Genomic DNA, 11,439 nt, shown 5'->3' with positions numbered 1-11,439 from the left:
CTGGAGATCCTGCGTGATTTCGACACCCTATTGGTGATGTCGGTGGAGCCGGGCTTCGGTGGACAGAGCTTCATCGCCGAGGTGCTTTCCAAGGTCACAACCGCGCGGCGGCTGGTGGACTCCGGTGAGCTGACGATCCTTGTGGAGATCGACGGCGGTATCAACGCCGACACCATCGAACTCGCCGCCGAGGCGGGCGTGGACTGCTTTGTCGCAGGGTCCGCGGTATACGGCGCGGCGGACCCGGGCGTAGCCGTCGAGGCGCTGCGGCGGATGGCCGGTGCCGCCTCGCCGCACCTGCGGCTATGACTACGGCGACCCCGATCGCCGACCCGATCGCCGACGCGATGCGGCTGGCCATCGCACAGGCGCAGCGGGTGAAGGGAACCACATACCCGAATCCGCCTGTCGGAGCGGTCATTCTGGACTCCGACGGGGCTGTTGCCGGAATTGGGGCGACCGCACCACTCGGTGGTCTGCACGCCGAGGCGCAGGCTCTGCAGGCCGCCGGTGCGCGGGCGGCCGGCGGCACCGCGGTGATCACCCTGGAACCGTGTAACCACCATGGACGAACCCCGCCCTGCGTAGACGCCCTACTGGCGGCAGATATTGCGGCCGTCGTCTACGCCGTCGCGGACCCCAACCCTGAGGCCGCCGGGGGAGCGCAGCGGTTGCGCGACGCCGGTGTCACCGTCACCGCGGGCGTATGCGCATCAGAGGTTGCCGGCGGTACGTTGCGGGAGTGGTTGCACAAGCAGCGCACCGGACGGCCGCACATCACCTGGAAATTCGCCACCAGTCTCGACGGCCGCAGTGCCGCGGCGGATGGTTCCTCGAAGTGGATCACCGGTGTGGAGGCCCGCGCCGACGTCCATCTCCGCCGGGCGGCCGCCGACGCCATTGTTGTCGGCACCGGCACGGTGTTAGCCGATGACCCGAGCCTGACCGCCCGACTGCCCGACGGCAGCCTAGCCACCCGCCAACCGCTGCGGGTGGTGGTCGGAGAGCGTGAGATACCGTCGGAATCCCTTGTGCTCAGCGATGATTCACTCACGCTCACCATGCATACCCGGGATCCACGCGAGGTTCTGAGGGCGCTCGGCGATCGAACAGACATCATATTGGAGGGCGGCCCCACGCTGGCGGGCGCTTTTCTGCGGGCCGGTGCGGTGGACCGGATTCTGGCCTATGTGGCGCCGATCCTGCTCGGTGGTCCGATCACCGCGGTTGGTGACCTCGGTGTCGCGAACATCGCCGGTGCGCTGCGCTGGCGCTATGACGGCGTCGAGCGCGTGGGTCCGGACCTGCTGCTGAGCCTGGTGCCGCCGATCTAGTCGGACCCCAATGCCCTGTGTTCGATGATCTCGCGAGAACTGACCGCGCCCAGTAGTTCGCGGAACCCCTGCATCGTGTAGCTCGTCACGGTTGCGACCGTACGTGCCCGGGCGGTTGCCGACCGCGGCAGGGCGAACAACGGACCCATCTCGCCGAAGTAGTCTCCCGGTAGGGCCAGTTTAATCAATTCCGTTCTGCCGCTGGTGAATTCACGAACGATCTCCACTTCGCCCTCGTTCACGATGTAGATCGCCTCGCCCATCGTTCCCTGCTCGAACAGCACCTCGCCCGGCTCAAGACGCAGTTCCTCCGGTTCATGTTCGGAACCCGAGATATGCGGCACCAGTTCCACCACCCGGTCGGCAAGGGGCAGCATCCGGGTGTCGTGGGTGGCGACAACCACCACTCTCGGGCCCGAGGCCAACTCGCGGATCAGCCGCAGCACCTCCTCGACCTGGATGTAGTCCAGATGAGCGGTCGGCTCATCTGCGATTAGCAGCGGCGGGTCCAGTGCGATCGCACGCGCCACCGCGACCCGCTGCTGCTGGCCGCCGGAGAGGTCGCCGGGCCGGTAGGTCATCCGCTCGGACAGACCTACCCGAGTCAGTAGGTCGGCAGCCCGCTCACGGGCTTCATGGCGGCCGACGCGAGCCGCCCGCAACGGCACCATGACGTTCTCGATCGCGGTCAGGCTGGGCACCAGGTTGAAGGCCTGGAACACGATGCCGACGGTGTTGCGCCGGTAATCGGAGAGTTCCCCGGTGCCCAGGGCGGTGACATCGAGGTCGCCGAAGTGGATGCGACCACTGGTCGGTCGCAGGATTCCGCCGAGGCAGGACAGCAGGGTGGTCTTTCCGCATCCGCTGGGGCCGAGCAGGATCGCCAGCGAGCCCTCCGTCACCTCGAGGTTCAAACCGTTGATCGGCCGTACCGATTCCTGGCCGCTGGCGTATTCGACGACGAGGTCGGTGATCTTCAGGTCGGCCATATCAGGGACCCCCGAACGCCAGCGCGGGGTCGACGGTCACCGCACGGCGCAGGCCGGCCAGGCTGGCCAGCACGCCGATGGTGATGGCCACCACCGGCAGCAGCAGGAATGCCGCGCGGGGGATGTCGACGCGCATCGGAAACAGCGGACCGAGCAGAACCGACAGCACTCCGCCGAGCAGGGCGGCCAGCACCGCCACGATCACCGCCTGCATGGCCAGCCCGCTCAGGATGGACCGGGTCGGTACACCGACGGCCTTGAACACCGCGAAATCGCGGGTGCGTTCCAGGGCCGACATGTAGATCATCGAGCCGACGATCAGCGCAGCGACCACCCACAGCAGCCCGGCCATCAGTGTCATGGCCTGCCGGGCGCCCGTGAGTGCGCGGAGCAGGTCATCGATCGCCCCGGCCCGGTCGATGAGCTTGAAACCGCTCGGCGCCCGCGCGGGCGTCCCCTTGACCCCGATCGAGGAGATCAGCGACTGTCCGGAGAACAGCAGTTTCTGCGCGCCGGTGACGGTGAGGAAGACGTTGGGCTGCCCGGCCAGCGCGGTGGAGTCCTCGACGATTCCGACCACCTGCAGATTACGTGTGCCGACCTCGACGGTGTCGCCGATGGAGCGGTGCATGGTGCTCGACACCGCAGCCTCGTGAGGCTCGGTGGGCGGCCGGCCGCTTTCCATCGCCGGTATCCCGGGGCCACGCTCCGGGGCGCCGAAGACGTTGACGCTGCGGGCCGAGTCGCCGTCCGGTGTGGTGGCGCTGCCGTAGACCAGTGGTACCGCGATGTCGACGTCCGGCACCTGGAGTTTGGTCGCTGGAAAAGCCGAGGACCCCAGGAACGGTCCGGTCGCGCCGGTTTTGACCAGGAAACCGTCCAGTCCGAGCGAGTCAACGGTCCGGGTGGCTTCGACCTTGAATCCGTAGGCCAGCCCGGTGAGGACCAGCGTCATCGCGAACACCAGGCCGGTTCCCACGATTGCGATGACGAAGCGACGTTTACGCCACTGCAGATCGCGCAGTGCGGCGATCAGCACGTGGTCTCCGACATGCGGGCGACGTTACGACCCCGGCCGAGCACTTTGACCAGTTTCGAGCAGAACACGTCGCCAGCCCCTAGTTAGGGGTGACAGCGTCGGGGTGGCTGTTCCGACCGCCGATGAAGAGGGCGAAGAACGCTCCGACCAGGCAGACGATGGTGGTGATGAAGAAGATCGATCCGTACTGCATGGCGAAGGCGGTGCGGTACCGCTCCGCCTCGGCGGCGATCTTGGCCGGCAGGTTGTCGGCCTGCACGGCGGGCAGGGTGGCCAGGATCTGGTTGAACCGGTACAGCCCCCAGGCGGTCAGCGCCGCGACACCGATCAACATGCCGGTCATCCGGGCGACCACGACCAGTGACGAGGCGATGCCGTGCTGGGCGGGCGGGACCACCCGCAGCGCCGCAGAGGTCAGCGGGCCGATCACCAGACCCAGCCCGACCCCGGCCAGCGCCATATCGGTGGCGAAGGTCGGCAGCGACACCGGTCCGATCTGATGGTGTGTGGAGAGCACGTCGACTCCCCAATGCGAGATCAGCCAGTAGGCGAAGCCGGCGATCAGCATGCCGACCACGGCCACCACCCGGTCACCGAGTCGGGTGGCCAGCCAGCCTCCGGCGAGCGCGCCGACCGGCAGTGCGACCAGGAAGTGCAGCAGCAGGAATGCCGCGCCGTTCTGGTCCTTGCCCAGCACTCCCTGACCGAACAGTTCGACGTCGACCAGGGTCACCATCAACGCCGCGCCGGCGCACATGGAGGTGACCAATGAGGACAGGAACGGCCCGAAGCGAACCCCGGCGGGCTCGATCAGCCGGGTCGTGGCGAAGCGCTCCCAGAGGCCGAACGCGATCGCGGCCACCACGGCGCCGATCACCAGCGCCGGACCGTTGGGCGGCATGATCTGCCTGCCGTCCGGGTTCGGGTTGTACAGGCCCACCACCGCGAGGCCGAGGGCGATCGCGAGCAGAATCCCGCCGACCACGTCCACCCGTTCGGGCGCGGCGCTGCGGTCGCGCCCGGGCAGGCTGAACTGGATGAGCAGCATGGCGATCAGTGTCAGCGGGACGTTGATCCAGAAGACGTCACGCCAGGTGTTGAGCAACCACACCACGCCGATGCCGTAGAGCGGTCCCAGGACGCTGCCGAGTTCTTGCGCGGCGCCGATACCGCCGAGCACCGTCGCCCGGCTGCGCGCGGCCCAGAGATCGGCGGCCAGGGCCAGGGTCACCGGCAGTAGCGCGCCACTGGCCACGCCCTGGATGATCCGGCCGATCACCAGCATGGTCAGGTCGTCGGAGAGAGCGGTCACTATCGACCCGAGGGCGAAGGTGGCCAGGCTCAGTTGCAGCACCAGCTTGCGGCCCAGCCGGTCCGAAAGCCGGCCCAGCAGTGGCATCGCAGCGATATAGCCCAGCAGATAACAGGTGATGATCGGGGTGACCTGCTGGAGCTTGTTGATCGGAATGCCGACCGACTTCATGATGTCGACCATGATCGTCACGACGACATAGGTGTCCAGCGCGCCGAGCAGAACAGCGAGGCTGCCGGCGCCGATCGCGATCCGCCGGCTGCGGCCGGTGGTATCGGCTTTATCCGGTCCACCCGTCTCCGGGTGAGTCGGCGGAGTCACACCCGCCACCTAGACGGCGGGCTTGGTGACGGTGACCGGCTTGTCCCACTCCGAGAGCGTCAGCTGAACGTTGTTGCCCTCGCTCTGGTCCAGTTTTGCCTGCACCAGCTGGTTGGGGGCGTCCTTCTCGATCCACATCGTCGCCGGCACCGGGCCGGTCGACTTGAGCTGCGGAATGAGCTTGTTGACCGCGTCGGCCGTGACCATGCCGGTGATTCGCACGGTGGGCACACCACCGATGGTCTCGAACCCGTCGGACTTGGCGTCGGAGATATTGGTCAGCATGTTGGCCAGACCGGTGTCGGCGTTGAGGATCACCGACGGGTCATAGACGTCGGATGCCGGGCCCATGTCCAGCCAGCTGTTCGGGGTCAGCGCCGCGTACAGCGTGCCATCGAGCACCACCAGTTGGATATCGACCTCGGCGCCGCCCATGGAGATCTTGGAACTGCCCGAGATCGCGACGCTGGGAACATTGGTCAGATCCCCGGAGAGGGTCTTGACCGGAAGGCCGGTGATCTTGCCGTTCACCACGATCTCCAGGTGCGCGCTGGTGAGCGCCTTGGTGGTGCTGATCGACTGCTGGATCAATCCGGCGGCATCCGGCAGCGGCTCGCTGGGCTTCTTCGAGCATCCCGAGGTGAGGAACGCGGCGGCCAGCAGGGCGGCAAGTACGGCAAGGAGACGACGGCTTGTCTGCATGGCTGCATGGTATCGGCTCGGGCCGCGTTGACCCGGCTGGCGAGGCCGGGGTAGGAGTGGTGTGGTGACCGGTGAACTCGAATTCCGGGCCGTTCCCGCAGGTGCGGGGGACGCGGCCGTGATGGTGGATGCCATGGTCGCGGAGATGGCCGAGCTCTACGACGGTCTGGACCTCAACGCACCCGGCATGCCCAAGGCAGGGCCGGCCGAACTGGGCCCGCCCGGCGGGGTGTTCCTGGTGGGTTACCGCGATGGCGTCCCGGTGTGCGGCGGGGGTCTCAAGCGGCTTCCCGACGGCACCTGCGAGATCAAGCGGATGTATGTGGTTCCGCGGGCGCGCAGGTCCGGGGTGGCGCGTGCGCTGCTCTGCGCCCTCGAAGACGCCGCCCGCGACCTGGGCTACCGGATCGCCCGGCTCGACACCGGGTCGCGTCAACCCCACGCGCAGGCGTTCTACCTGGCCGCCGGGTACCGGCGGGTGGAAAACTTCAACGACAATCCGGCGGCGGCGTTCCACGGCGAAAAGCGGCTAGATTAAGCCGGTGTTCACCGGAATCGTGGAGGAACTCGGCGAGGTTGTCGCCTGCGACGCCCTCGGCGACTCGGTACGCCTGACGATCAGCGGGCCGGTGGTGACCTCCGATGCCAAACACGGCGCTTCCATCGCGGTCAACGGTGTGTGTCTGACGGTCGTCGATTTTGCCGACGGCCGGTTCAGCGCCGACGTGATGGCCGAGACGCTGCGCCGGTCCAGCCTTGCCGGGGTGGCGGTGGGCAGTCCGGTCAATCTGGAACGCGCCGCGGCCATCGACAGCCGACTGGGCGGGCACATCGTCCAGGGCCACGTCGACGGCACCGGAGAGGTAATTGCGCGCACGCCGTCTGAGCACTGGGAGGTGATCCGGATGTCGCTGCCGGCCGCACTGTCGCGCTACGTCGTGGAGAAGGGGTCGATCACGGTCGACGGTGTCTCGCTGACGGTGTCTGCTCTCGGTCGCGATGAGACCCTCGGACCAAGGGCCGAGGGCGGAGATTGGTTCGAGGTGTCGCTGATCCCGACGACGCTGGCGATGACCACGCTCGGTCGCGCACCTGTCGGCAGCACGGTCAATCTGGAGGTCGACGTGATCGCCAAATATGTTGAGCGCCTTCTCAATCACCAGACCTAACCAACGTCAGGAACCCAATGATCTCTGAATCAATTGATGTCACCATCCCCGCAGCCGAGGCGTACGGGCTTGTCAGTGATCCGCGCAATTACGGGCGCTGGAGCCCGGAGGCGACGGGTGCCACCTTCACAGGTGCCCTGCCACTCGTCGAGGGTTCGGTGTTCACCGGGAAGAACAAACTCTGGCTGCCGTGGACCGGCGCCTGCCAGGTGGTCAAGGCCGACGGCACCACCTTCGCCTTCGAGGTGAAGATCGCCGGAATTCGCATTTCACGATGGAGCTATATCGTCGAGCCCACCGCCAGTGGCGCCCGAATCACCGAGCGCTGGGACGATCTTCGGACCGGGCCGCTGGGCGCCATGATGAAGCCGGCCGGAATCTTCGTCGGCCGCGGCACCTCGGCCGAAAAGCGCAATGCGTACAACATTCATGCGACGCTGGCCGCGATCGCCAACGACGTGAATCGCTAGGAAACGGCACGCATCTGTCTGTGACAGCCACACCGATTCAGACTCTGCTGCTACAACTGGGCAGCGACGACCCCGACGATGTCTTCGACGCCATCACCGACATCCGCAAACAGCGGATTCGTGCGCTGGGAACCGCGGTCATTCCGTTCCTCGCCCATCCCGACTCAGAACTGCGGGGTGCCGCTGCCCGGGCAGTCGGCGATCTGGGACTGGCCGACCAGGAACCTGCCCTGGAAGATCTCGCCAGCGCTGATCCCGACCCCGAGGTTCGGCAGGGCGCGATCTACGGTTGGTCATCGCTGCGCAGCGCAAGCCGGTCACCGCACCTCATGGCGGTCCTGGAGCGCTGGCTGCGTGACCCGGATGCCCCGTATGCGGTTCGTGCCGCGGCGTTCTGGGGACTGCTCGACGTGGGAGGTCTGCCCACAGACCGCTGGCCGGCGCCCCGAGCCTTCACCGATATCGACCGGGAGGTTCCCTGGTCGTTGGTTGAAGACGTGGTGGCGGGGCGCTCTGCATGAGTAGCTGAACGGTTAGTTCATACTTAGGACGGCATGCACACTCCCGACAGGCGGCAACAATGACGAGGCTCGACACCGTCGAACGGGCGATCGCCGATATCGCGGCGGGCAAGGCCGTGGTAGTCATCGATGACGAGAACCGGGAGAACGAAGGCGACCTGATCTTCGCCGCCGAAAAAGCGACTCCGGAACTGGTCGCGTTCATGGTTCGCTATACCTCCGGTTACCTATGTGTGCCGCTCGACGGAGCCATCTGCGACCGGCTGGGCCTGTTACCGATGTACGCGGTCAATCAGGACAAGCACGGCACCGCCTACACCGTTACCGTCGACGCGAAAAAGGATGTCGGCACAGGGATCTCGGCGTCTGACCGGGCCACCACCATGCGACTGCTGGCCGACCCCGACAGCGTGGCCGATGAATTCACCAAGCCCGGCCATGTGGTTCCGTTGCGGGCCAAGGACGGCGGGGTGTTGCGCCGCCCCGGTCACACCGAGGCCGCCGTCGATCTGGCGCGGATGGCGGGCCTGCAGCCTGCCGGCGCGATCTGCGAGATCGTCAGCCAGAAGGACGAGGGTGCGATGGCCCAGACCGAAGAACTACGGGTTTTCGCCGATGAGCACAATCTGGCGCTGATCTCCATCGCCGATCTGATCGAGTGGCGGCGCAAGCACGAGAAGCACATCGAACGGGTTGCCGAGGCGCGTATCCCGACCCGGCACGGCGAGTTCCGGGCGGTCGGCTATCAGAGCATCTTCGACGAGGTCGAACATGTCGCCCTGGTACGCGGTGATATCGCCGGACCGGTCAACGAGGGCCAGGACGTCCTGGTGCGGGTGCACTCGGAGTGCCTGACCGGCGACGTTTTCGGGTCCCGCCGGTGCGACTGCGGTCCGCAACTGGACGCCGCGATGGCCATGGTGGCAGCCGAGGACCGCGGGGTGGTGCTCTACATGCGTGGGCACGAAGGCCGCGGTATCGGCTTGATGCACAAACTTCAGGCCTACCAGCTCCAGGACGCCGGCGCCGACACCGTCGACGCGAATCTGGAACTGGGTCTACCCGCCGACTCCCGGGACTACGGCATCGGCGCGCAGATCCTGGTCGACCTCGGCGTGCGCTCGATGCGATTGTTGACCAACAACCCCGCCAAGCGGGTGGGCCTGGACGGCTACGGATTGCAGATAACCGAACGTGTGCCGTTGCCGGTGCGGGCCAACTCCGAGAACATCCGCTACCTCAAGACCAAGCGTGACCGGATGGGCCATGAGCTCACCGGTCTGGAGGACTACGACGACGACGTACGTCTGCCGGGTGATCTCGGGGGACCGCTGTGAGGGTGTGGCCATGAGCGGCGGCGACGGAATACCCGCGATCCCTGATATGGATGCGTCCGGTATCCGGTTGGCCATCGTGGCCAGCACCTGGCACGCCCGGATCTGCAACGGCCTGCTCGACGGCGCCCGCAAGGTTGCCGCTGACTGCGGTATCCCCAACCCGACCGTGGTCAGGGTGCACGGCGCCATCGAGATCCCGGTGGTGGCTCAGGAACTGACCCGCAATCACGATGCCGTCGTGGCGCTGGGTGTGGTGATCCGCGGTGGCACACCGCATTTCGACTATGTCTGCGACGCAGTCACCCAGGGACTGACCCGGGTGTCACTGGATGCGGCGACACCGGTTGCCAACGGCGTACTCACCACCAACGATGAGGAGCAGGCCGTCGATCGGGCAGGACTTCCCGGCTCGCGCGAGGATAAGGGAGCCCAGGCCACCGCCGCCGCGTTGTCCACCGCACTGACTCTGCGCCACCTGCGCCGCGCGTGATCGGATCAGCACCGGCGGGCGAGCACTGGGACGTCGTCGTGAAGCCACGCCTGATGCCACGGCTGGCCTGGGCCGGTGCGGCGCTGGCAGTGCTGATCGGCTTGGGAGTCGCACTCACGTCGAAGGGCAACGCCACGGGTCCGGCCCTGCGGACCGCCGATCAGTACGCCTTTCTCCTCATCGCGGTCGTCTTCGCCGGAGTGATCCTGCTGCTGACCCGGCCGAGGTTACGGATCGGGCCGGCCGGACTGGGTGTGCGCAACGTCCTGGAGGAGCGGATCATCCCGTGGGGTGAGGTCGTGGACATCTCCTTCCCGAAACGCTGGGCGCGGGTCGAACTCGCCGGCTACGAGTACGTTCCGGTGGTGGCCGTCCAATCCCTCGATGCCGAACGTGCGGTCGTCGCGATGGACACCATGCGGGAACTGATGGCCCGCTACCGCGGCTGAGTCCGGGTTCTGCGCCCGGTACTAACCTGAACGCCGTGCCTGATCCCTCGACGTACCGCCCCGCGCCCGGGTCGATACCGGTCGAGCCAGGTGTCTACCGATTCTCCGACCCACACGGCCGGGTGATCTACGTCGGCAAGGCAAAAAGCCTGCGCAGTCGGCTGACGTCCTATTTCGCCGATATCGCCGGCCTGCACCCGCGCACCCGTCAGATGGTGACCACGGCCGCCAAGGTCGAGTGGACGGTGGTGGCCACCGAGGTCGAGGCGCTGCAACTCGAATACAACTGGATCAAGGAATTCGATCCCCGGTTCAACGTCCGCTACCGAGATGACAAGTCCTACCCCGTACTGGCGGTCACCCTCAACGAGGAATACCCGCGGCTGATGGTGTACCGCGGACCCCGCCGCAAGGGGGTTCGCTACTTCGGTCCGTATTCCCACGCCTGGGCCATCCGGGAAACCCTGGATCTGCTGACCCGGGTTTTTCCGGCCCGCACCTGTTCAGCGGGAGTGTTCAAGCGGCACAGCCAGATCCAGCGGCCCTGTCTGCTGGGCTATATCGACAAGTGCTCTGCGCCGTGTATCGGACGGGTCAGTGCCGAGGAGCACCGCAGGATTGTGCTGGACTTCTGCGACTTCCTGTCCGGACGCACCGACCGGTTCGCCCGTGAACTCGAACGCCAGATGAACGCAGCGGCCGCCGACCTCGATTTCGAACGTGCGGCGCGGATGCGTGACGATCTCGGCGCACTGCGCCGGGCATTGGAGAAGCAGGCAGTGGTGCTCGGCGACGGCACCGACGCCGACGTGGTCGCGTTCGCCGACGACGAGTTGCAGGCCGCGGTGCAGGTCTTCCACGTGCGCGGCGGCCGGGTGCGCGGCCAGCGGGGGTGGATCGTCGAGAAACCCGTCGACCCGGGGGAATCCGGCCCCAAGTATTCGGCGGAGGCGCAACTGGTCGAACAGTTCCTGACCCAGTTCTACGGTGAACAGGCCGAACTGGAAGGCGGGGCGAATGAATCCAGCAACGCCGTGCCCAAAGAAGTTCTCGTGCCGTGCCTGCCGCCGGCGGCCGAGGAGATGGCCACCTGGCTGTCCGGCCTGCGCGGCTCGCGGGTTGATCTGCGGGTGGCCCAGCGCGGCGACAAGAGGGCGCTGGCCGAGACGGTGCACCGCAACGCCCAGGAGGCTCTGCAGCAGCACAAGCTCAAGCGTGCCGGTGACTTCACCGCGAGATCGGCTGCGCTACAGAACATTCAGGAGTCGCTGGGACTGGCGGACGCCCCGCTGCGGATCGAGTGCGT

The 11,439-nt window shown here is 66.8% G+C and carries 13 protein-coding genes and 1 pseudogene; 10 read left to right on the top strand and 4 right to left on the bottom strand.

Going from position 1 to position 11,439, the window contains the following annotated elements:
- Both ACR2JI_RS09650 and ribD read left to right on the top strand, forming a co-directional pair.
- Window positions 1–309: pseudogene (locus ACR2JI_RS09650) on the top strand (ribulose-phosphate 3-epimerase); the annotation flags it as partial.
- Complete coding sequence (gene ribD, locus ACR2JI_RS09645; RefSeq protein WP_526389857.1) at window positions 306–1,334, top strand: bifunctional diaminohydroxyphosphoribosylaminopyrimidine deaminase/5-amino-6-(5-phosphoribosylamino)uracil reductase RibD; 1,029 nt, start codon at window positions 306–308, stop codon at window positions 1,332–1,334. The pseudogene ACR2JI_RS09650 and the gene ribD, both read left to right, overlap by 4 nt.
- Here ribD and ACR2JI_RS09640 read toward each other — a convergent pair.
- The 4 genes from ACR2JI_RS09640 to ACR2JI_RS09625 form a co-directional block, all read right to left on the bottom strand.
- The gene (locus tag ACR2JI_RS09640) at window positions 1,331–2,323 is read right to left on the bottom strand and encodes an ABC transporter ATP-binding protein (RefSeq protein ID WP_526389856.1); all 993 of its coding nucleotides are present in this window, start codon (window positions 2,321–2,323) and stop codon (window positions 1,331–1,333) included. The two genes, ribD and ACR2JI_RS09640, sit on opposite strands and share 4 nt — an antisense overlap.
- A gap of 1 nt (window position 2,324) precedes the next feature.
- Entirely contained in the window at window positions 2,325–3,362 is a 1,038-nt protein-coding gene (locus ACR2JI_RS09635) for an ABC transporter permease (protein ID WP_526389855.1), read from the bottom strand.
- 79 nt (window positions 3,363–3,441) lie between these two features.
- Window positions 3,442–4,995, bottom strand: coding sequence for an MFS transporter (locus tag ACR2JI_RS09630; protein WP_526389854.1), 1,554 nt, complete (start codon window positions 4,993–4,995; stop codon window positions 3,442–3,444).
- A 9-nt stretch (window positions 4,996–5,004) separates the two neighbouring features.
- Window positions 5,005–5,697, bottom strand: coding sequence for an LppX_LprAFG lipoprotein (locus ACR2JI_RS09625; RefSeq protein ID WP_526389853.1), 693 nt, complete (start codon window positions 5,695–5,697; stop codon window positions 5,005–5,007).
- A gap of 64 nt (window positions 5,698–5,761) precedes the next feature.
- Here ACR2JI_RS09625 and ACR2JI_RS09620 point away from each other — a divergent pair, with 64 nt between their 5' ends.
- From ACR2JI_RS09620 to uvrC, 8 genes are all read left to right on the top strand, one after another.
- Window positions 5,762–6,235 carry a GNAT family N-acetyltransferase gene (locus tag ACR2JI_RS09620; RefSeq protein ID WP_526389852.1) on the top strand — a complete coding sequence of 158 codons (474 nt, stop codon included), beginning with the start codon at window positions 5,762–5,764 and terminating at the stop codon, window positions 6,233–6,235.
- 4 nt (window positions 6,236–6,239) lie between these two features.
- Window positions 6,240–6,866 carry a riboflavin synthase gene (locus ACR2JI_RS09615; RefSeq protein ID WP_526389851.1) on the top strand — a complete coding sequence of 209 codons (627 nt, stop codon included), beginning with the start codon at window positions 6,240–6,242 and terminating at the stop codon, window positions 6,864–6,866.
- 17 nt (window positions 6,867–6,883) lie between these two features.
- Window positions 6,884–7,336, top strand: coding sequence for an SRPBCC family protein (locus tag ACR2JI_RS09610; RefSeq protein WP_526389850.1), 453 nt, complete (start codon window positions 6,884–6,886; stop codon window positions 7,334–7,336).
- Between the two features lie 20 nt (window positions 7,337–7,356).
- Window positions 7,357–7,857: a HEAT repeat domain-containing protein gene (locus ACR2JI_RS09605; protein WP_526389849.1), complete on the top strand. Its 501-nt coding sequence runs from the start codon at window positions 7,357–7,359 to the stop codon at window positions 7,855–7,857.
- A gap of 59 nt (window positions 7,858–7,916) precedes the next feature.
- Complete coding sequence (locus tag ACR2JI_RS09600) at window positions 7,917–9,194, top strand: bifunctional 3,4-dihydroxy-2-butanone-4-phosphate synthase/GTP cyclohydrolase II (protein ID WP_526389848.1); 1,278 nt, start codon at window positions 7,917–7,919, stop codon at window positions 9,192–9,194.
- Window positions 9,195–9,204: 10 nt separating this feature from the next.
- The gene (ribH, locus tag ACR2JI_RS09595; RefSeq protein ID WP_526389847.1) at window positions 9,205–9,684 is read left to right on the top strand and encodes a 6,7-dimethyl-8-ribityllumazine synthase; all 480 of its coding nucleotides are present in this window, start codon (window positions 9,205–9,207) and stop codon (window positions 9,682–9,684) included.
- A 38-nt stretch (window positions 9,685–9,722) separates the two neighbouring features.
- Window positions 9,723–10,133, top strand: coding sequence for a PH domain-containing protein (locus ACR2JI_RS09590; RefSeq protein WP_526389846.1), 411 nt, complete (start codon window positions 9,723–9,725; stop codon window positions 10,131–10,133).
- 35 nt (window positions 10,134–10,168) lie between these two features.
- Window positions 10,169–11,439: excinuclease ABC subunit UvrC (gene uvrC, locus ACR2JI_RS09585; protein ID WP_526389845.1), on the top strand; the 1,271-nt coding region annotated here is incomplete at its 3' end.

Source organism: Mycobacterium sp., assembly GCF_051006775.1.
Classification (GTDB): Bacteria; Actinomycetota; Actinomycetes; order Mycobacteriales; family Mycobacteriaceae; genus Mycobacterium.
This window is presented reverse-complemented; position numbering and strand designations above follow the sequence as displayed.